The organism is Orrella marina, from assembly GCF_003058465.1.
Classification (GTDB): Bacteria; Pseudomonadota; Gammaproteobacteria; order Burkholderiales; family Burkholderiaceae_B; genus Algicoccus; species Algicoccus marinus.
On the sequence record NZ_CP028901.1, the window covers coordinates 1,341,572 to 1,362,250 of the forward strand.

At 54.3% G+C, this 20,679-nt stretch carries 16 protein-coding genes and 1 tRNA gene; 7 read left to right on the forward strand and 10 right to left on the reverse strand.

Annotated elements, in window-relative coordinates:
* Positions 1–50: 50 nt before the first annotated feature.
* The 3 genes from DBV39_RS05980 to uvrB form a co-directional block, all read right to left on the reverse strand.
* A complete protein-coding gene (locus tag DBV39_RS05980; protein ID WP_108620756.1) occupies positions 51–578 on the reverse strand; it encodes a Fe-S cluster assembly transcription factor in 528 nt (175 codons plus the stop codon).
* 815 nt (positions 579–1,393) lie between these two features.
* Complete coding sequence (locus DBV39_RS05985) at positions 1,394–1,885, reverse strand: low molecular weight protein-tyrosine-phosphatase (RefSeq protein ID WP_108620757.1); 492 nt, start codon at positions 1,883–1,885, stop codon at positions 1,394–1,396.
* Between the two features lie 192 nt (positions 1,886–2,077).
* Positions 2,078–4,102: an excinuclease ABC subunit UvrB gene (gene uvrB / locus DBV39_RS05990; protein ID WP_108620758.1), complete on the reverse strand. Its 2,025-nt coding sequence runs from the start codon at positions 4,100–4,102 to the stop codon at positions 2,078–2,080.
* A gap of 184 nt (positions 4,103–4,286) precedes the next feature.
* Here uvrB and DBV39_RS05995 point away from each other — a divergent pair, with 184 nt between their 5' ends.
* Both DBV39_RS05995 and lexA read left to right on the forward strand, forming a co-directional pair.
* Positions 4,287–5,492 (forward strand): amino acid aminotransferase, encoded by a 1,206-nt coding sequence (locus DBV39_RS05995; protein ID WP_108620759.1) that lies wholly within the window; start codon positions 4,287–4,289, stop codon positions 5,490–5,492.
* Between the two features lie 380 nt (positions 5,493–5,872).
* Positions 5,873–6,580 (forward strand): transcriptional repressor LexA, encoded by a 708-nt coding sequence (lexA, locus tag DBV39_RS06005; RefSeq protein WP_108620761.1) that lies wholly within the window; start codon positions 5,873–5,875, stop codon positions 6,578–6,580.
* A 237-nt stretch (positions 6,581–6,817) separates the two neighbouring features.
* Here lexA and DBV39_RS06010 read toward each other — a convergent pair whose 3' ends face one another.
* From DBV39_RS06010 to DBV39_RS06035, 6 genes are all read right to left on the reverse strand, one after another.
* A complete protein-coding gene (locus tag DBV39_RS06010) occupies positions 6,818–7,213 on the reverse strand; it encodes an RNA-binding S4 domain-containing protein (protein WP_108620762.1) in 396 nt (131 codons plus the stop codon).
* A 131-nt stretch (positions 7,214–7,344) separates the two neighbouring features.
* A complete protein-coding gene (gene lon, locus DBV39_RS06015) occupies positions 7,345–9,813 on the reverse strand; it encodes an endopeptidase La (protein WP_108620763.1) in 2,469 nt (822 codons plus the stop codon).
* 93 nt (positions 9,814–9,906) lie between these two features.
* Positions 9,907–11,214 (reverse strand): ATP-dependent Clp protease ATP-binding subunit ClpX, encoded by a 1,308-nt coding sequence (gene clpX, locus DBV39_RS06020; RefSeq protein WP_108620764.1) that lies wholly within the window; start codon positions 11,212–11,214, stop codon positions 9,907–9,909.
* A gap of 22 nt (positions 11,215–11,236) precedes the next feature.
* A complete protein-coding gene (gene clpP / locus DBV39_RS06025) occupies positions 11,237–11,893 on the reverse strand; it encodes an ATP-dependent Clp endopeptidase proteolytic subunit ClpP (protein WP_108623130.1) in 657 nt (218 codons plus the stop codon).
* A 298-nt stretch (positions 11,894–12,191) separates the two neighbouring features.
* Complete coding sequence (gene tig / locus DBV39_RS06030; protein ID WP_108620765.1) at positions 12,192–13,517, reverse strand: trigger factor; 1,326 nt, start codon at positions 13,515–13,517, stop codon at positions 12,192–12,194.
* A gap of 70 nt (positions 13,518–13,587) precedes the next feature.
* A tRNA-Leu gene (locus DBV39_RS06035) sits at positions 13,588–13,674 on the reverse strand.
* 115 nt (positions 13,675–13,789) lie between these two features.
* Between DBV39_RS06035 and dapC the strand changes: the two genes are divergently transcribed.
* From dapC to DBV39_RS06060, 5 genes are all read left to right on the forward strand, one after another.
* Positions 13,790–14,998: a succinyldiaminopimelate transaminase gene (gene dapC / locus DBV39_RS06040; protein WP_108620766.1), complete on the forward strand. Its 1,209-nt coding sequence runs from the start codon at positions 13,790–13,792 to the stop codon at positions 14,996–14,998.
* 547 nt (positions 14,999–15,545) lie between these two features.
* A complete protein-coding gene (dapD, locus tag DBV39_RS06045; protein ID WP_108620767.1) occupies positions 15,546–16,367 on the forward strand; it encodes a 2,3,4,5-tetrahydropyridine-2,6-dicarboxylate N-succinyltransferase in 822 nt (273 codons plus the stop codon).
* A gap of 7 nt (positions 16,368–16,374) precedes the next feature.
* Positions 16,375–17,520, forward strand: a complete 1,146-nt coding sequence (gene dapE / locus DBV39_RS06050) for a succinyl-diaminopimelate desuccinylase (RefSeq protein ID WP_108620768.1) — start codon at positions 16,375–16,377, stop codon at positions 17,518–17,520.
* Between the two features lie 2 nt (positions 17,521–17,522).
* Positions 17,523–18,422, forward strand: coding sequence for a 50S ribosomal protein L3 N(5)-glutamine methyltransferase (gene prmB, locus DBV39_RS06055; RefSeq protein ID WP_108623131.1), 900 nt, complete (start codon positions 17,523–17,525; stop codon positions 18,420–18,422).
* Positions 18,419–20,365 (forward strand): ABC-F family ATP-binding cassette domain-containing protein, encoded by a 1,947-nt coding sequence (locus tag DBV39_RS06060; protein ID WP_108620769.1) that lies wholly within the window; start codon positions 18,419–18,421, stop codon positions 20,363–20,365. The genes prmB and DBV39_RS06060 overlap by 4 nt, the downstream gene beginning before the upstream one ends.
* Positions 20,366–20,385: 20 nt before the next feature.
* Here the strand turns inward: DBV39_RS06060 and DBV39_RS06065 are convergent, their stop codons facing one another.
* On the reverse strand, positions 20,386–20,625 hold the full coding sequence (locus tag DBV39_RS06065) for a hypothetical protein (RefSeq protein WP_159078829.1): 240 nt from the start codon (positions 20,623–20,625) through the stop codon (positions 20,386–20,388).
* Positions 20,626–20,679: the final 54 nt, after the last annotated feature.

Consider the following 20,679-nt stretch of genomic DNA (forward strand, 5'->3'; position numbering starts at 1 on the left):
TTAAAAACTCCTGAAACTAGATGAATTCAAAGTCGCGTGCCGGACCGAAGTCACACCGTAACGGTCTCTCCCGCACGGCGCGCAAACGGATCTGCTGCTGTGGGGGAAACACGGATCGGAGTCTCGGAGCGCTGCACGGTCCCTTCCTGAAGCTGACGCATCCGCTGCTGATCAACCAGATCTTGCAGGGACACCGAATCCAGAAAATCAACCATGGTACGGTTGAGCGCAGACCACAGCTCATGGGTCATGCACACGCCAGGGCGCCCATCCGTGCCGCTAGCACAGTCCGATTTTCCCCCACAGTTGGTTGCATCCATGGGTTCGTCGACCGCAAAAATGATATCGGCCACCGTGATGTTGCGCGCCAGCCTGGCCAGCGTGTAACCACCACCTGGGCCGCGAATGCTGTCGACAAGTTCGTGGCGACGCAACTTGCCAAACAGCTGCTCAAGATAGGACAGAGATATGTTCTGCCTCTGGCTGATCGCGGACAGGGTGACCGGACCGCTATGCTGTCGCAGGGCCAAATCGATCATCGCCGTTACCGCAAACCGCCCTTTCGTAGTTAGTCGCATGTCATCGTCCTCTGTCAAAGCATCCTGCCAGCTTCAAAGCTATCGGGCTTTGAATGCGAACTGGCCTGATGTATTAAGTTGACTAAACAACTCAAGTATAACAAATTTCCGACTTAAATAGTCAACTTATTTATCAGTAAATGCCGGAAACTGATTCGACGCAATCTGAACTCATTAGTTCAAAAAACTCAGCAAGCACACTCGATCATCGAAAGAAATCTATTCCTGTGACGATAAATTTTTCTAGAAAATACTTTATATAGTTATCTTATATAATTGATTTATTGATATTTTATAGAACCATTGTGAAAGATATACAGACTCTGATGACATTCACACTGAAATGTAACAGCTGGCATCAACGCATCATCAAGAAATAAATTAGAGTCTTCTTTTATTGAAAGCGCTTACACAGTGGTTAGCCCTGTGGCAATAGGCGTTTACCTGACGAGATCTCGAGCCATCAACCGAAACTCAAGGCACTTCTGGGGCTCCGTAACACAGTATTGGGCTCCACTTTTGGTCTCTGTCGGTAAAAAACACCGCCCACAAAAAAACCGCGCAACCAGGCGCGGTTTTTTTAATTAACCGGGAGAAGATCCCGGTGCTGCAGTGTAGAACTCAAATGTGACTGCGTTGAATTCCGCTCACCCCTCACCCTGCTGTTATACAGGTCTCGATAACGAGAGCCTGGTCACGCATTGCAATCAATGCTTTGCTCAATGGGAGGTGAGACCCCGTGTGCCTGATGACTGAGCCAGCAACGAGAATCCGGAAGTCCTGCAATTCGCGTGCCAGCTTGTCACAGCTCTGCGTCAGGCTGCCTGATACTGGGTCGCACGCTTGCGAACCATCTCCAGAACCCCTTGACAGGCGTCTTCGATGTAGTCGAGAACCTTGCCAAATCCGTCCAGCCCACCGTAGTAGGGATCCGGAACAGTGGCCTCCTCGAACTCATTCGCAAAACGCATCAGAAGCATCAGTTTGTGCCGGTGGTGCTTAGGGCACTGCTGCTGCATCGCTGACAGGTTTTCCCAGTCCATAGCAAGAATGAGGTCATATTCCAGGAAGTCCTCGGCACTGATCTGCCGCGCAGGACGCTGGGTAACCTCATAGCCACGTTTGCGTGCAGCCGCAATTGTTCTTGCGTCTGGCATTTCACCCACGTGAAAGTTGTGTGTCCCGGCGGAATCGATGCCAATTACATCGCTCAGGCCGGCCTCATTGATCATATGGCGAAACACGCCCTCCGCACTTGGCGAACGGCAAATGTTACCCATGCATACGAAGAGAACTTTTGTCATCATGGTGCGAATTTTGCGGGAAAACCCGTAAGTTGTCCAGAATTTTTTTAAGGAAGTTGCATTTTCGTTACAGTGAAAAATTACACTTACTTCTATTTAAAACATAATGTTAACATCTAATTTTAAAGTAAATTATCTAATAATTCACATCAAGAAAATGACGCTGTCATCTTGCAACGCACCAATTTTCACTTGTTACGCACCATATTGAAGCACTTGTTGCTTGAGCCTGTTTAGCGCATCGCGTGCAGCCGCAGCCTGCTCGAACTCCAGGTTCTTGGCGTGATCAAGCATCTTCTTTTCCAGCTGCTTAATGGCTTTGGCGACCGACTTCTCATCCGTTGGTTCAAATGCCGGCAGATCGTCCTGCCCCGCATTCACCGGGGTACTTACCACGACGCCATCAATCAGTTCCTTTACCGCCTTGATCACACTCTTTGCTTCGATTCCATGCTCCAGATTAAATGCTATCTGGCGTTCCCGCCGTCGACTCGTTTCATCCATAGCCCTGCGCATCGAGTCTGTGATCCGGTCGGCGTACAGGATTGCGCGCCCGTTGACATTACGGGCAGCGCGTCCAATCGTCTGAATCAAGCTCCTTTCAGATCGCAGAAATCCTTCCTTGTCAGCATCCAGAATGCTCACCAATGCGACTTCCGGAATGTCGAGACCTTCGCGCAGCAAGTTGATCCCCACCAGCACATCAAAAACACCCAGACGCAGATCCCGGATAATCTCCACTCGCTCGACCGTATCGATGTCCGAATGCAGGTAACGCACTTTCAACCCCTGCTCGGTCAGGAAGTCCGTCAGCTCCTCTGACATACGTTTGGTAAGTGTTGTCACGAGCACCCTCTGGCCATGACTGACGCAGATCCTGGCTTTATCAAGCAGATCGTCAACCTGAGTAGCCGCTGGAAGCACCTCGACAATCGGATCGACCAACCCTGTCGGTCGAACCACTTGTTCTACCACCTTATCGGAGCGCCCCTGCTCGTATGCCGCCGGAGTGGCTGAAACAAACACGGTTTGACGCATACGGTGCTCGAACTCTTCAAGCTTGAGCGGACGATTATCCAAGGCCGAAGGCAAACGAAAACCGTACTGAACCAGTGTTTCCTTTCTTGCACGGTCTCCTCGATACATCCCGCCAAGCTGCCCCATCGTGACATGACTCTCGTCAATGAACATCAGCGCATCGGCCGGCAAGTAATCAATCAGCGTCGGCGGCGGGTCGCCTGGCTTTGCTCCGGACAGGTGGCGTGAGTAGTTCTCGATTCCTTTGCAGAAGCCGAGCTCGCCGAGCATCTCCAGATCAAACCGGGTGCGCTGCTCCAGGCGCTGGGCTTCAACCAGTTGCCCTGCGTCAACAAGCTGCTTGAGACGCTCGCGCAACTCCTCCTTGATGGTCTCTACAGCCCGCAGAACCGTTTCTCTAGGCGTGACGTAGTGTGACCCCGGATAAACAGTGAATCGCGGAACGCTCTGGCGAACCTTGCCAGTAAGCGGATCAAACAAAGCCAGGCTCTCGATCTCGTCGTCAAACATTGTGATGCGTACAGCCAGGTCTGCACTTTCTGCCGGGTACACGTCAATGACCTCACCGCGCGCACGGAACACGCCCCGGGTGAACTCAGCGTCATTACGCGAGTACTGCATGGCCACTAGTCGTGCCAGCACTTCCTGGCGCGAAATTCGATCACCTGCGCGCAGGACCAGCACCATCGCGTGATAATCGGAAGGATTACCGATACCGTAAATACAGGATACAGTCCCCACAATGACCGTATCGCGCCGCTCAAGCAGACTCTTGGTGGCAGACAGTCGCATCTGTTCGATGTGTTCGTTAATTGACGAGTCTTTTTCAATAAAGAGATCTCGTGACGGGACGTAGGCCTCCGGCTGGTAGTAGTCATAGTAAGACACGAAGTACTCAACCGCGTTACGAGGAAAAAACTCTCGCATTTCCGCGTATAGCTGTGCCGCGAGCGTCTTGTTGGGGGCCAGCACCAGTGCCGGCCGACCAGTCCTGGCAATGATGTTTGCCATGGTGAAGGTTTTGCCAGAACCAGTCACCCCCAGAAGTGTCTGAAACATCAATCCGTCATCGATGCCCTCGCTCAGTTGTTCAATCGCCACAGGCTGATCGCCCGCTGGCGGATAAGGCTGGTACAGAGAGAAAGGGCTCTGCGGAAACTCTACGAAACGGCCTTTTGTCATGTTAGACTTTAGATGGGGTTTTCCCCAATTCGTGGACAACCCCCATTATGACGGTAGCCTCCCCTGCAGTCCAGTATGACCATCCAGATGACTCGAAAGGGTTCTTCCGTCTGATGACTTTCCCCGATTATTCACAACTGACAACATTCAAAAGTAGCGCTGCCGCAAGCGCGAAGGTCGCCCAATGAGCAAACTTTTTCAGTCCGTCGAACTCGCACCGCGTGATCCAATCCTGGGTCTGACCGAACAGTACAACTCAGATACCCGTTCGCATAAAGTCAACCTGGGAGTCGGTGTCTATTACGACGATGATGGACGTGTCCCTTTGCTGCGTTGTGTTCACAAGGCTGAAGTTGACCGGGTTCAGGCTCAGCTCGCTCACAGCTATTTGCCGATCGAGGGCATCGCCAAGCTGAACCGTGGCGCACGCGAACTGGTTCTGGGCAAGGACAGTGAGGCGATCAAATCAGAGCGCTGCGTCACTGTTCAATCGATTGGTGGAACCGGCGCTCTGAAGATTGGCGCAGACTACCTTAGAGCGCTGTTGCCTGACGCCAAAGTCGCTATCAGCAAGCCGAGCTGGGAGAATCACCGCGCGCTGTTTGAAAAAGCCGGCTTTGAAGTCGTTGAGTACCCCTACTATGACCCCGAGACACACGGACTGAATCTTGATGGCATGCTCGATTTTCTGAAGAGCCTGCCCGCAAAGTCCATCGTGGTGCTACATGCATGCTGCCACAACCCGACGGGCGTTGACCCGACTCCTGAACAGTGGACCGAGATCGCCAAAGTTGTTCAGGACAAGGAATTGATTCCGTTTATGGACATCGCCTACCAGGGATTTGGTGATGGATTGCAGGCCGATGCAGCCGCAGTGCGACTGTTTGTGGAAAAGGGTCTAAACTGCCTGATCAGCACATCGTTCTCCAAGTCATTTTCTCTGTACGGAGAGCGTATTGGGGCCCTGACACTGGTGACCGATAGCGCCGAGGAGGCAGCCCGGGTGCTGAGTCAGGTCAAACGGGTCATTCGCACCAATTACTCCAACCCGCCAACATTTGGCGGTGCAATTGTCGCTGAAGCATTGAATACGCCTGAACTGTTCGCAATGTGGGAAGAAGAGCTCGGTGAGATGCGTCAACGCATCAAGGAAATGCGATCACAGCTTGTGAACAAGCTGGCTGAGAATGGCGTCAACATGAACTTCGATTTTGTGATGGCCCAGAAAGGCATGTTCTCATACTCGGGACTGACAGCAGCACAAGTGGACAAACTGCGTGAAGAGCATGCGATCTACGCTATTTCAAGTGGCAGGATCTGCGTTGCCGCCCTTAACAGCAAAAACATCGACACAGTCGCAAAGGCTATCGCAAGCGTTATCAAAGGCTGACGCACTAGAAGTTGTTGACTCCAGCAATTTGGCGTGAAGAATCACGTCGCCCCTTTGCAAACCACTCAGGCCAGCGAACCACGTTGTGTGGCTCCCTGGCCTGAGTGGCTCTCGCGTTCTCGAACTCTTGATATCCATCTGTGACTTCTGCCGCTCTGAATGGCTGAACGATTCCGCCAGTTGATAGCAGAAATTCATATGCTTGAACCAAGACATGCCCGATGACCCAACGCCATCGGCCTGGTCTTGCCTTCAAATCAACCTAAAACAACCAAAGGAATCAGACAGCTAGACGACTTACTTCACACAATGTGCTCACTTGCAAATTGTGATGAAATACGTCACAATGCGCTGTATATACATACAGCCCGGAGAATTTGATGGCTACTGAGTTAACCGCTCGACAAGCACAGGTGCTTGATCTCATCGTGCAGCTGCTCGAACAAACAGGTTTCCCTCCGACACGGGCTGAACTTGCGCGCAAGCTTGGATTCAAATCGACCAATGCGGCAGAAGATCATCTTCGTGCTCTGGCGCGAAAAGGCTATATCGAGCTCAAGGCAGGTGCATCACGAGGCATCAGGCTGATCCAGCAAAAACCGACGCATAATTCAACTCAAGCGCAGATAGCGGACCAGACTGTTGAGTCCGGCATGCCATATGCATCAACCATCTCGTATGCACTACCAAGCCTCAACCAGACCACTCTACCCCTGATTGGACGTGTGGCCGCCGGTTCGCCAATTCTTGCACAAGAGAACGTCGCGAAAGAGCTCGCCGTCGACTCATCGTTATTCTCGTCCAGACCGGACTACCTTCTTCAGGTTCGTGGAATGAGTATGCGCGACATCGGCATACTGGACGGGGATCTGTTAGCGGTCAAAAAGACGAGTGAAGCGCGTGTCGGAGAAATCGTGGTTGCCCGTATCGACGATGAGGTCACCGTCAAAAGACTGTCCAGGGAAAAGGGAAAAATTGTGCTACTGCCCGAGAATCCGGACTTTGAGCCGATTCATATCCGTTCTGGCGAGGTCTTTGCTATCGAAGGACTGGCGGTCGGCCTGATTCGAACACAGCCTTTACATTAAGCGAGCTTGACCAGCTCACACGAAACGATCTTCTTGATACAGACAATTCGAGAAGATGAACGCGAAGAAAATGAAAGCAAGGATCATTTTGTGCATCACGCACGAGCCCTGAGTGTACCCATTCAAGGGAAGCAGGCACCAACAGACACTTGATATTCCTTGGCGACTTTCTTGCTCTGAACAAGGCTGTCACTGACCTTTCCCTCTGCACCTAGCCAATAAAACGCCCAGGCACAGTCAATCGTCCTTTGCAAAGCGCTCAATCTGCCGCCTGTCGCGTTTTGTGGGACGCCCCTTGCGGATGCCTTGAGCAGGCTCCGAGAAAAGCTTCCTTCGCTCAGATGCTTCCTCACGGGCTGCGCGGCTTTCAAGCGTTTCATCATAGAGCAACTGAGCAAGCGAGGCAGAACGTCTCACATCACTCAGAAAACGTACAAACACCTCCAACCGCTCATGTCCTCGCTGAACCTGAACTTTTTCGCCGACTTTGATGCTTCTGGCTGGTTTAACCCGACTACCATTAACATGCACGCGTCCAAGCTCAATCGCATCCGTCGCCAGCGATCGCGACTTGAAAAAACGTGCGGCCCAGAGCCACTTGTCAAGACGGACGGACTGAACTTCTTCGGCCATGGGTGCGATCGGAGGTCAGATATCGGAATGAGTAGATAGTAAACGTGCTGCCACAAAAATAACACCGAGCAGCCAGTTCATTTGTCCGGCTTGAGGGGATGCAGGATCGCATCCCCTCAAGCCGGTAGTGATCAGTGTTTGATCACCGGATTGCTTGTGACATCAGATGATGCCTGTTTGCTCACAACAGCTTCCTCTACTGAGGTTTCAGAAAGAGGTTCCGGCTTGCGCTCAAGCGCAACTTCGAGCACCTTGTCGATCCATTTGACAGGAATGATCTCGAGATGATTCTTAACGTTATCCGGAATCTCAGCAAGATCCTTCACGTTCTCTTCGGGAATCAGAACAGTCTTGATGCCACCTCGACGAGCCGCCAGCAATTTTTCTTTCAACCCACCGATCGCGAGCACTTCGCCTCTAAGGGTGATCTCACCTGTCATGGCTACGTCGGCACGCACTGGAATCCGGGTCAGCGCTGACACAATCGCAGTCGTGATTGCAATCCCCGCAGACGGACCATCTTTGGGTGTGGCCCCTTCTGGCACGTGCACGTGCATATCACGCTTCTCAAGCACCGTATTAGCAATACCCAACCGACTGGCACGCGCCCTGACAACACTACGCGCCGCCTCGACCGACTCTTTCATCACATCACCGAGTGATCCCGTACGAAGGATGTTGCCCTTACCCGGCATGTCGGCGACTTCGATAGTCAACAGATCACCACCGACTTCGGTCCATGCCAGTCCGGTGACCTGTCCGATCTGGTTGTCTTTCTCCGCCATGCCGTAACTGTATCGACGCACACCCAGGTACTCCCCCAGGTTCTCGCTTGATACAACAATTGTCTGAGTCGTCTGCGACTTTGCTGCTCTGCGAGTCTGTGCAGCACTGACACCCTGAGGAAGCTTGGACACAAGTTGCTTAACCACTTTACGACAGATTTTGCTGATTTCACGTTCAAGTGAACGTACACCGGCTTCCCGGGTGTAGTAACGAACCATGTCCTGCAAGGCATCGTCCTGAACAGTTAACTCGCCTTCCTTGAGCCCGTTGTTCTTCATCAGCTTAGGCAAAAGGTGATCTTTGGCAATGTGAATCTTCTCGTCTTCGGTATAACCGGACAGACGGATCACTTCCATCCTGTCCAGCAACGCAGGCGGGATGTTCAAGGTGTTACTGGTCGCCACAAACATGACGTCCGACAGATCAAAATCCACCTCAACGTAGTGATCCTGGAAAGTGTGATTCTGCTCGGGATCCAGCACTTCGAGCAATGCAGAAGCAGGGTCACCTCTAAAATCCATGCCAAGCTTGTCGATCTCGTCAAGCAGGAACAATGGATTGCGCACACCGACCTTGTTCATGTTCTGGAGAATCTTGCCAGGCATGGAACCGATATAGGTCCGTCTATGCCCACGAATCTCTGCTTCATCCCGTACACCACCAAGTGCCATCCGGATGAATTTACGATTGGTGGCTTTGGCAATGCTCTGACCCAGGGAAGTCTTGCCGACTCCCGGTGGGCCGACAAGACACAAGATGGGAGCCTTGACCTTGTCGACTCGCTGTTGCACAGCCAGATACTCGACGATACGCTCCTTGACTTTCTCAAGACCATGGTGATCATCGTCAAGCACCTCTTGCGCATGCGGGATCGAGTGATTGATCTTGCTCTTCTTGCGCCATGGCAAACCGATAACCGTGTCGATGTAGTTACGGACCACCGTTGCCTCGGCCGACATCGGTGACATGAGCTTGAGCTTTTTCAGTTCGGCATCAACTTTCTTGCGCGCTTCCTTGCTGAGCCCGGCAGCTTCGATTCGACGCTCGAGCTCTTCGATATCAGCACCTTCTTCGCCTTCACCGAGTTCTTTCTGAATCGCCTTGACTTGCTCATTCAGATAGTAGTCACGCTGACTCTTCTCCATTTGCTTCTTGACCCGGCCGCGAATACGCTTCTCGACCTGGAGAATATCGATCTCGGTCTCGAGTTGTGCGAGTAACGCCTCCAGACGCTCTGCGGTGTCAGTGACCTCAAGCATGCTCTGCTTTTGCTCGAGTTTCAGTGGCAGATGGGCTGCGATCGTGTCAGCCAGCCGTCCCGGGCTGTCTATACCCGACAGGGTAGTCAGGATTTCTGGCGGGATTTTTTTGTTGAGCTTGACGTACGTCTCAAACTGACCGACGATCGCACGACGCAAGGCCTCGATTTCCGATCCTTTGGCTTCGTCTGGCTGCATGGGCATAACATCTGCGCTGAAGTGCTCCTCAGCCTCCTCGATTGAAAGAATCCGAGCGCGCTGTGAGCCTTCCACCAACACCTTGACGGTACCATCAGGGAGCTTCAACATCTGCAGAATGGTGGCGAGACTACCAATCTCGTACACGTCGTCAGGTGTCGGATCGTCTTTCGTCGCAGACTTCTGGGCGGCGAGCATGATGCTCTTGTCCCCTTCCATCGCTGCTTCGAGCGCGCGAATCGAGCGCGGCCGCCCCACAAACAGTGGGATCACCATGTGTGGAAACACAACGACATCGCGCAGCGGCAACAGAGGCAGTGAAATGCGCTCGGCGGGGAGAATGGGTTGACCTGACATTTGCTTGTCCTCTTCAAATCGGTCCCCTGATCCAATCAGGAGACCTTCGCTAACATAGTTAGTGATATTGGGACAATAGCCTAAAAATCAAGCTCAGGCAGCAGCATTTCGCGCTTTAGAACGACCGGAAGACTTGTCTTGTCCTTCCGCTTCGTCTTCCTGATAAACCAGCAGTGGCTCAGCTTGACCTTCGATGGCGTTCTCGTCCAACACCACTCGACTGACATTGTCCTGGGAAGGAATCTCATACATTGTGTCGAGAAGTGTCGACTCCAGTATGGAGCGCAATCCTCGGGCACCAGTTTTTCTGAGAATAGCCTTGCGGGCAATGGCATGCAGAGCCTGTGGGCGGATTTCTAGCTCCACCCCTTCCATTTCGAACAATTTCTGAAACTGACGAACCAGCGAATTCTTGGGCTCAGTTAACACTTTGACCAACGTATCCTCGGTCAGTTCCTGCAAGGTTGCGATCACTGGCAAGCGTCCGACCAGCTCAGGAATCAGACCAAACTTCACGAGGTCTTCGGGCTCGACCGATGTAAACGCCTCGCCGGCCCGCTTCTCACTTCTGGCGGCAACGGAGGCCCCAAAACCGATTCCAGATCTTTCAGTGCGATCCAGAATCACCTTTTCCAGCCCATCAAAGGCACCGCCGACGATGAACAGGATGTTGGTGGAGTCGACCTGCACAAAATCCTGATTCGGATGTTTACGACCACCTTGCGGCGGAACCGATGCAACAGTCCCCTCGATCAACTTGAGCAACGCCTGCTGAACACCTTCCCCAGATACATCCCGGGTAATTGACGGGTTATCGGCTTTACGTGAAATCTTGTCGATTTCATCAATGTAGACAATCGCGCGCTGAGCCTTCTCGACGTCATAATTGCAGTTAGCCAGCAGCTTCTGAATAATGTTCTCGACATCCTCGCCAACATATCCGGCCTCAGTCAGAGTCGTCGCGTCGGCCATCACGAACGGAACGTCGAGTTGCCGGGCGAGAGTCTGCGCCAGCAACGTCTTGCCAGAGCCAGTCGGGCCGATCAGCAGAATATTGCTCTTGCTCAGTTCGACCTCATCGCCCTTGAGATCTGCCCCATGACGCAGGCGCTTGTAATGATTGTAGACAGCGACAGCAAGCACACGCTTGGGTGAATCCTGACCGATCACGTACTGGTCAAGAAACGCTTTGATCTGAGCGGGGGTGGGCAACTCGGTGCGAACGGATTCGCGTGTGGTCGCCTCAATCTCTTCCCGGATAATATCTTTGCAGAGATCCACACACTCATCACAAATGTATACAGAAGGCCCAGCAATCAGCTTGCGAACTTCATTCTGCGATTTGTTGCAGAATGAACAATGCAAGGATTTGGAAGAGGTAGTGGATTTCTTGTCAGCCATCTTATGCTACTCAAATAAAAATTCAGACGGTGTCGGCACGACTTGTCAGCATCTTGTCAATGATGCCGTACGTGACCGCGGACTCGGCCGACATAAAATTGTCGCGCTCCGTATCGAGTTCAATGCGCTCGATCGGTTGACCGGTTTTCTCGGCCAGGATGTTATTGAGGCGCTCCCTGAGATCGAGAATCTCGCGCGCCTGGATCTGGATATCCGACGCCTGACCCTGTGCACCACCAGAAGGCTGATGAATCATGATACGGGAATTGGGCAAGGCGTATCGCTTGCCTTTGGCGCCTGCCGCCAGCAAGAACGCACCCATGCTCGCTGCCAGACCCGTACAAAGGGTTGATACATCCGGTTTGATGAACTGCATGGTGTCGTACATTGCCATGCCAGCGTACACCGACCCACCCGGTGAGTTGATGTACAGGGAGATATCCTTATCAGGATTCTCGGACTCCAGAAACAGCAACTGTGCAACCACCAGGTTGGCAGACTGATCCTGAACCGGACCAACCAGAAACACGACACGCTCCTTGAGCAGGCGCGAGTAAATGTCATACGATCGCTCTCCCCGCCCAGACTGCTCGACCACCATCGGGATATACCCGAGACTGGTCGGCGTGACAGACGAAGCGCCATTCATACTGGCATAAAAATCGGCAAACCGATTCATCTCAATGTTCGTGCTCATGATTCTGATGGACTCCATGACGACCTTGTCGACCGGTCCTCGGGAAAAAGACCCTTGAACCGGACGAAAAGGTCCGATCAACGCGACCTGGACAAGTTGGCCTGAAACGCGGCCTTGTCAGCCAGAGATCACGCAAAATTACTGCTCACCACTTGCTTGAAGCTTACCCGTGGACAACAGCCGGCTTCAGCTAAGCGACCCGGCCAGTCCACCAGTCAATGATCTGTCGATGACAGATTGCCGGAGACACTCTGGCTCCTCCGGCAAACGGTTAACCAACTCAGGCGTTTACATCACCTGAGGTACCCATGATCTCATCGAACGAGACTGAATCATCGGTGACTTTCGCTGAATTCAGGACATGCTCTACGACATTGTCTTCAAGCACGACTGCCTCGATTTCGGCGCGACGCTGGCGATCGGTAAGGTAGTAGCTGACCACCTCAGCCGGATGCTCGTAATTCTGCGCAAACGACTCAATCTTGGCACGAACCTGTTCGGGTTTGGCTTGCAGTTGCGCCTTGTCGATCAGCTCCGCAATTATCAGTCCGAGCTTGACGCGGCGGGTTGCCTCCTCGGAGAAAGTTTCGGGAGGAATCGGGAGATCGTCTACATTGGGCATGCCACGCTGCTTGAGTTCTTCTCGCGCAGCCTTTACCCGGTTCTCGATTTCACCGTCTACGAGTGCCTTGGGCACATCAAAAGTGGCAGCATCGACCAGTGCCTGCATCACGCTACCCTTGGTGCGCGCGCTCACACGTGCTGTCACTTCACGCTCGATATTCTGGCGGATGTCAGCCATCAGCTTCTCGACATCACCCTCAGCCTGACCAAGCGTCTTGGCGAACTCGGCGTTGATTTCGGGCAACTCGGGACGGGAAACTTCCTTGACGGTAACCGTGAACTCGGCGGTCTTTCCAGCGACTTCCTTGCCCTGATAGTCCTCAGGGAAAGTCAGCGGAAAGGTCTTGGAGTCGCCCGCCTTCAAACCACTCACAGCCTCTTCGAACTCGGCCAGCATACGGCCTTTGCCGATCAGAAAGGAGAAATCCTCTGCCGAACCACCCTCGAACGCAACGCCGTCGATCTTGCCGACGAAGTCGACTTTCACCTGATCGCCATCCTGCGCAGCACGACCTTCTTCAGCAATGTATTCAGCACGTTGTTCACGCAAAATCTGCACCGTCTTGTCGATTGCTTCATCACTGACTTCACAAGCACAACGCTTGACCTCAAGCGCGGACATTTCCGGCAGTTCAATTTCAGGGTAGACCTCAAACGTTGCAGTGAAAGCCATAGTGCCCTCAGACACACCCTCTGTCTTGGGGTCAAGTCGGGGCTGGCCAGCGACTCGCAGGCCTGTGCTTTCAAGCGCGGTCTCGAGCGCCTGACCGACCTGCTGATTGATCACGTCGTAGCGGATGCTGGGACCATGCGAGCGTTGCAGCATCGACATTGGCACCTTGCCCGGCCGGAACCCTGCCACCTTGGCTGTCCGGGCCACGCGTTTGAGCTCTTCGCCGACTTGCTTTTCAACGTCCGCCATCGCGACGGATACTTCGATTCGGCGCTCAAGGCCTGTCAGAGTTTCAACCTCAGGTTGCATAGGAATAACCACCGATTGGATCTATACGAGTGCCGGATCACCCGGCTGCTCATGTTGTTGTCAGGAAAAATGGTGCGAAGGGCGGGACTCGAACCCGCACACCCGTGAGGGCGTCAGGACCTAAACCTGGTGCGTCTACCAATTTCGCCACCTTCGCGTGATTTGGGATTGTAACGCACACACGACACCTGCTTCGAACAACCGGGTCCGGCCCTCACATCGACCTTTTGCTGAAGGCCAGATGTACCGCGCATTTAGGTAAAATAAAAACCATGAATCCACGCCTCGAACTCCTTCAGCCCTATCCCTTCGAGAAGCTTCGTGCTTTGCTCGCAACCGCTCGGCCGCAGGAAACTGGCCTGCGCCTGATTGACCTGTCAATCGGTGAGCCCAAGCACGCCGCACCCGAACTTGCGCGTCAAGCGCTGGTCGGCGCACTCGAAGGACTGTCAGGCTACCCTCCCACCAAGGGTGACCCGGCCCTGCGGCAGGCAATCAGCGCCTGGCTAGGACGCCGTTACGGCATCGACACCCCGGATCCCGAAACACAGATACTGCCGGTGCTTGGTTCGCGCGAGGCGCTGTTTGCCTTCGCCCAGACAGTGATCGACCCTGCCAGTCCGGATGCACGTGTCGTGTGTCCAAACCCTTTTTATCAGATCTATGAAGGAGCGGCGCTGCTTGCAGGGGCCAAACCTTATTTCATCAATACACCTGAGGAAACACGTTTTCTGCCTGACTGGCGTTCAGTGCCTGATGACGTCTGGATGCACACACAACTCGTGTATACCTGCAGCCCCGGGAATCCAGCCGGCAGCGTCATGCCGATCGAAGAATGGAAGCTGCTGTTCGAGCTTTCTGATCGTTACGGATTTGTGATCGCTTCCGATGAATGCTACAGCGAAATCTATCTGGACGAGAATGCAGCGCCTCTGGGCGCTCTGCAGGCAGCCTGGCAGCTCGGCCGGAAGGACTTTTCCCGGCTAGTGGTTTTTTCCAGTCTGTCAAAGCGGTCGAACCTGCCAGGACTGCGATCAGGCTTTGTGACCGGTGACGCATCGATCATTTCCAGGTTTCTGCTCTACCGCACCTACCACGGAAGCGCCATGTCTGGCCTGGTCACGGCCGCGAGCCTGGCTGCCTGGAATGACGAGGCACACGTCGTGGCCAACCGAGATGCATATCGCGCAAAGTTCGATGCGGTTTTACCCATTCTTGAGCCGGTTCTCGATGTGACCAGACCCGAGGCATCGTTCTATCTGTGGGCAGGCACCCGCGCAGACGACATGCGCTTCACCCATGACCTGCTGGACCAGCAGGCGGTTCGCGTGCTGCCTGGAAGCTACGTAAGCAGAGAGTCTGGTGGTGTGAACCCAGGTGCTGGTCGTATCCGGATCGCGCTGGTCGCTCCGCTCGAGGAGTGCGTCGAAGCGGCTCACCGAATCGCCACTTTCGTGAAATCAGAGGCGAAATCTCGCTGACTGACCGGATCGGCTACGGAGTCCTGTGCCGACGTGAGGGCACGGGATTTCACGCAAACAGGACTTCTCTCCTGGCTGATCACCGGCCGACAGCGTGGTTCGGCCAGAGCACTACCAACTCGAATCCGCGTGAAAGCAAGCGGCACAAGCAGCCCTTGCATGGAGCACACGCATCACACTGACAGCACACGTAGCAGCGCTCAACCATCATCCATTCATTGCGATCGGCCACTGACACCTTGTCTTCCACAGAATGGAATACACGGCCCAGCCAGCGCTATTTCAACCCGAGCAACAGCAAAAAACGAGGTAATTTCAAGCAACAGGCTGCTCAATTGGCTAAACTTCAGGTCGGCAACAGACGAGTTGCTGCAGACCATCTGCCAACTGCAAGGCACGCATCGCGCAACCACATCAATCAGACTCCGGTACAAAGAGCAATACTCTTGAAACACCGGGAATGATCGCAAAGGACTTGTGCGCGTGTCCTGGCCATCATTTTTGCTTTTTTATCCACCGACTGACCCATACTGACGGAACAAACACCATGACCCTTGACCTGCAAAAGACGATCGAACATGCCTGGGAAGACCGCGCAAGCATCAGCACCCAGACCGTCGAACCTCATATTCGCGAGGCCATCGAGCATGCATTGGACGCGCTGGACCAAGGCACGCTGCGCGTTGCCGAGAAAATCGACGAAGAGTGGGTCGTGCATCAGTGGCTCAAGAAAGCCGTACTGCTTTCATTCCGCATTTCTGACAATGAGGTCATGGGCCAGGCCCCGATGCAGTTTTTCGACAAAGTGCCGCTCAAGTTTGCCGGTTATGGCATCAATGCCTTTCACGCAGGTGGCTACAGAGTCGTTCCCCCTGCTGTCGCGCGCCGCGGATCGTTCATCGGACGTAACGTGGTACTGATGCCCTCATACGTCAACATCGGGGCCTACGTTGATGAGGGCACCATGGTTGACACCTGGGCGACCGTCGGTAGCTGCGCACAGATTGGCAAGAACGTACACCTTTCGGGCGGAGTCGGCATTGGTGGTGTGCTCGAGCCACTACAAGCCAACCCGACCATCATTGAAGACAACTGCTTTATTGGTGCTCGCTCCGAAGTGGTAGAAGGCGTGGTCGTTGAAGAGAACTCGGTTCTGGCCATGGGCGTGTTCCTGTCCCAGAGCACCCGCATCTTTGATCGTGAAACGGGCAAGATTACCTATGGCCGCGTGCCCTCGGGTTCAGTCGTTGTACCCGGATCATTGCCGGCCGAAGATGGCTCCCACAGTCTGGCCTGCGCGGTGATCGTCAAACGCGTTGACGCGCAGACGCGCGCCAAGACCAGCATCAACGAACTGCTTCGCGCCTGAGGCCCCTATGCAGCAAACGCGCGTACTTGAACTGGTCAAGGACCTGATTGCCAGACCTTCAGTTACACCAGAGGACGCTGGATGCCAGTCGCTTCTGATGGAGCACCTTGGTCCGGCGGGATTTGGTGGAGAAACCATCGCAGCAGGGGGAGTGACCAATCTCTGGGCCAGAAAGGGTGACACTGGTCCCTTGGTGGTCTTCGCTGGTCATACAGACGTCGTACCGACTGGTCCACTGGATCGTTGGGACCACGACCCGTTCGATCCGGTCGAAGTGGACGGATACATCTGTGGTCGTGGCGCATCCGACATGAAAAGTTCAATTGCCGCGTTTGTTGTGGCTGCCCGCGAGTTCGTGGATGCGCATCCGGATCACCCCGGCTCCATCGCACTACTGATCACCTCCGATGAGGAAGGGCCAGCTGTGCACGGGACCGTCAAAGTGTGCGAGGCGCTCAAGAGCCGTGGGGAGCAGCTCGACTACTGCATTGTGGGTGAACCCACGTCGGTCAGTCAGCTTGGTGACACCATCAAGAATGGTCGCCGTGGTTCGATGTCAGGCAAACTGACCGTTATCGGCAAGCAAGGCCACATTGCCTATCCACAGCAGGCTCGCAACCCGATTCATGACGCCACGCCAGCATTGCAGGCATTGATCACAGAGGTATGGGATCGCGGCAATGAGTACTTCCCTGCCACGAGCTTCCAGATCTCGAACATTCACGGCGGCACTGGTGCAAGCAACGTCATCCCGGGTGAAGTGGTCATTGATTTCAACTTCCGGTTCTCAACGGAATGCTCACCCGAGTCACTACAGTCGCGGGTCGAGTCCATCCTGAAATCGCACCTGATCGAATACCGGATCGAATGGTCGATCAGCGGACTGCCTTTCCTGACTCCCAGAGCAGAACTGAGCGAAGCACTGACTCGAGCCATTGCTGCTGAAACCGGTGTCGCAGCAGAACTGTCCACCACAGGCGGTACGTCAGACGGTCGATTCATCGCACGGATCTGTCCGCAGGTGGTGGAGTTTGGTCCGCTCAATGCGACGATTCACCAGATCAACGAACGTCTTGCAATCAGTGAACTTGAGCCTCTCAAGAACATCTATCTTCGCACACTTGAATCGCTGCTTCTGAAGGACCGCGCGTGAACCTGCAACAGGAAGCGATCGAACACCTGGGTACTGTCCGCGACTGGATCCGCTTCGGGGTGTCCCGTCTGGAGAAGTCTGGTGTCGTCTATGGACAGGGCACCGACAACGCCTGGGATGAGAGCGTGTTTCTGGTACTGCGAACGCTTGATTTGCCGGTGGACGAGCTCGAACCGTTTCTCGATGCCAGGGTGCTCCCGCAAGAGCGGCACCGCCTTTACCATGTACTTGACCGGCGCTGCCGGGATCAGATTCCAGCGGCTTACATTCTCGGTGAAGCATGGCTCTCGGGGTTGCGTTTCATCGTCAACGAGGATGTCTTGATTCCGCGTTCGCCCGTATCCGAGCTGATTCAGGAAGGCTTTTCTCCATGGCTAGACGATCGGCCTGAACCAGGAAGAATCGTCGACGCATGCACCGGATCAGGCTGTCTGGCCATTCTGGCCGCGCTCCGGTTTCCGCACGCAGAAGTCCTCGCAACCGACATCTCGGAACGCGCACTGGCAGTCGCGGCTCAAAATATCGCACTCTACGGACTGACCGACCGGATCACACTGGTACAGACTGACATGATCGAAGCGCTGGCACCGGACAACACGTGCGACCTGATTCTGTGCAATCCCCCCTACGTCAACAGTACCTCCATGACAGCGTTACCCGCGGAGTTTCAGCATGAACCCGAACTCGCGCTGACAGGTGGACAGGATGGCATGCAACTCGTTGCCCGGTTGATTGAACAGATTCAAAGCCGGATCAGTCCGACAGGCCACCTGATCCTGGAGATAGGACATGAGAAGGCGCACTTCGAAAGCGCGTTTCCGGACCTGAATCCGACCTGGCTGCAAACTGAGGCAGCTGATGACCAGATCATGCTACTCGCTGGAAATGACCTGATAAAGTGATCAAAGCAAACGCACTAACCCTACGTCGCGGTACCAAGATTCTGATACAGGATGCCGAATTTGTCGTGCATCCGGGCGAGCGAGTCGGCCTGATCGGGCGCAACGGCAGCGGCAAGTCGTCGCTATTTGCCGCATTTCGTGGGCAGCTCGATCTGGACCAGGGAAATGTTGACATCCCTGTCACCTGGAACATGGCATGGGTAGAACAGACGATCGAGGATCTCGAGCGGCCTGCCCGTGAATACGTCATAGACGGGGACAGAACACTACGACAGTTGCAGGCTGCACGCGAACAAGCCAAAGATGGTCAAGCCATCGCGGAGCTGGAGACACGCCTGATCGACGCTGGCGCCTGGCAGGCGAACTCTCGCGCAGAGTCCCTGCTCTCCGGACTGGGCTTCAAACCCGATCAATGGCTCAATCCGGTCGGTTCGTTCTCGGGTGGATGGCAAATGCGGATCAGTCTGGCCCGCGCGTTGATGGCACCCTCAGACCTTCTGCTACTGGACGAACCCACCAATCACCTGGACCTTGACGCCATGCTCTGGCTTGAGCGCTGGCTCACAGCCTATGCGGGTACCGTCATCATTATTTCGCACGATGTCGAGTTTATCGATGCGGTCTGCAATGTCATTCTGCACATCGAACATAAGCGTATCGAACGCTATCGCGGGGACTATCAGTCCTTTCTGACCCAAAGGGCTGAGAAGCTGCGTCAGACCAGTCTGGCAATCGAACGTCAGGCGCGGGAATCTGCTCGCCTGCAGCAGTTCATTGACCGATTCAAGGCCAAAGCATCCAAAGCCAAACAGGCGCAAAGCCGAGTCAAAGCACTCGCAAGGATGCAGACACTGGCTCCACTGCAAACTGAAACTGATATCGGCATTCATATCCCGGAACCCGAGCACGCGCCAAATCTGCTGCTCAGATTGAAGGACATCGATGCCGGCTATCTGGTCGACGGCTCACCACACACGATTCTGCGCTCAATCGGTCTGCGAATCGAGGCTGGCAGTCGTATAGGCATTCTCGGTGTCAATGGGGCCGGAAAATCCACTCTGGTCAAGATTATTGCAGCCGAACTCGATCCATTTGCAGGTGAGAGAATTGAAGGTAAAGGCCTGGTCATTGGTTACTTTGCCCAGCAACAGATGGACATACTGGATTCACATGCCAGTGCCCTGCTGCATCTTAAGCGGATTGCACCCCAGACGCGAGAGCAGGAGCTGAGGAATTACCTGGCTCGCTTCGGATTTACCGGGGAAAAAGTCATGGATGTAGTCGGACCATTCTCAGGCGGAGAGAAGGCCCGGCTGGCTCTGGCGCTGATCGTCTGGCATCGACCCAATCTGCTCGTTCTGGACGAACCGACCAACCACCTGGATGTTCAAACGAGAGAGGCTTTGACGACAGCGCTGGCGGAGTACGAGGGCAGCTTGCTCCTGGTCTCACATGATCGCCATTTGCTACGAACCAGTGTTGATCAGTTCTGGATTGTTGGTGATGGCCAGGTGACACAATTTGATGGTGATCTGGAGGATTATCGCCAACACACACTGAGTCGCTCCGGCGCCTCAACGGAGACATCGACCGATGCATCCGCTCAGGCTGAGGATGGATCGCAAGCTCAGGGCGACCGCAAGCAGCAAAAACGCGAACAAGCCCAACTAAGGCAGCAGTTATCGAGCCTTCGCAAACCATTGCAGTCACGCCTGACGAAGATCGAGACACAGATGCAGGCACTGGCTTCGAGATTAGAAAAGATCGATCAGCAGATGCAGGACCCCACCTTCTACGAATCTGCTGACAGCAACCTGCGTCAGCAAACCCTGAAGGATCACGGGCAACTTACTCGAGACCATGAGGTTCTGGAAGAGCAGTGGCTTGAAGTGTCGCAAGAGATTGAAGAGCTCGAAGCAAAATACAGCCAGGCAGCCGATTAGAGTGCAGAGTAAGGGAGGCGTTATCTAGCGCCTGCTCTTTTCTTGCTCTCCTGTCGTTTAAGCCAGGAAAATCCGCTCCACATGCCAAGCAGCAGCCCTGCAACTCCGGCTCCCATCAGGATAGGTGTTGCCGAGACCAGTCCTACGATGGCAGCGACAACGCCTCCGAGCACTACGCCACTACGCGACCTGGTCAACCAGGCGCCCAGAAGCGGTAGCAAAGCATGTACGAACACCATTACCAGAAACATCAGAATCATTGCGGCAGTTTCCCGAAAAATCCTGCAGACCATCGACTCCGGGCGAATCAAACG

Bases quoted from the DNA above. Each gene is read 5' to 3' on its own strand.
- dapC (WP_108620766.1), top strand. From the start codon at position 13,790: ATGAATCCACGCCTCGAACTCCTTCAGCCCTATCCCTTCGAGAAGCTT.
- uvrB (WP_108620758.1), bottom strand. From the start codon at position 4,102: ATGACAAAAGGCCGTTTCGTAGAGTTTCCGCAGAGCCCTTTCTCTCTG.
- tig (WP_108620765.1), bottom strand. From the start codon at position 13,517: ATGCAACCTGAGGTTGAAACTCTGACAGGCCTTGAGCGCCGAATCGAA.
- DBV39_RS06010 (WP_108620762.1), bottom strand. From the start codon at position 7,213: ATGGCCGAAGAAGTTCAGTCCGTCCGTCTTGACAAGTGGCTCTGGGCC.
- clpP (WP_108623130.1), bottom strand. From the start codon at position 11,893: ATGAATCGGTTTGCCGATTTTTATGCCAGTATGAATGGCGCTTCGTCT.
- DBV39_RS05980 (WP_108620756.1), bottom strand. From the start codon at position 578: ATGCGACTAACTACGAAAGGGCGGTTTGCGGTAACGGCGATGATCGAT.
- DBV39_RS05995 (WP_108620759.1), top strand. From the start codon at position 4,287: ATGAGCAAACTTTTTCAGTCCGTCGAACTCGCACCGCGTGATCCAATC.
- lon (WP_108620763.1), bottom strand. From the start codon at position 9,813: ATGTCAGGTCAACCCATTCTCCCCGCCGAGCGCATTTCACTGCCTCTG.
- dapE (WP_108620768.1), top strand. From the start codon at position 16,375: ATGCAGCAAACGCGCGTACTTGAACTGGTCAAGGACCTGATTGCCAGA.
- DBV39_RS06065 (WP_159078829.1), bottom strand. From the start codon at position 20,625: ATGATTCTGATGTTTCTGGTAATGGTGTTCGTACATGCTTTGCTACCG.
- dapD (WP_108620767.1), top strand. From the start codon at position 15,546: ATGACCCTTGACCTGCAAAAGACGATCGAACATGCCTGGGAAGACCGC.
- lexA (WP_108620761.1), top strand. From the start codon at position 5,873: ATGGCTACTGAGTTAACCGCTCGACAAGCACAGGTGCTTGATCTCATC.
- DBV39_RS05985 (WP_108620757.1), bottom strand. From the start codon at position 1,885: ATGATGACAAAAGTTCTCTTCGTATGCATGGGTAACATTTGCCGTTCG.
- clpX (WP_108620764.1), bottom strand. From the start codon at position 11,214: ATGGCTGACAAGAAATCCACTACCTCTTCCAAATCCTTGCATTGTTCA.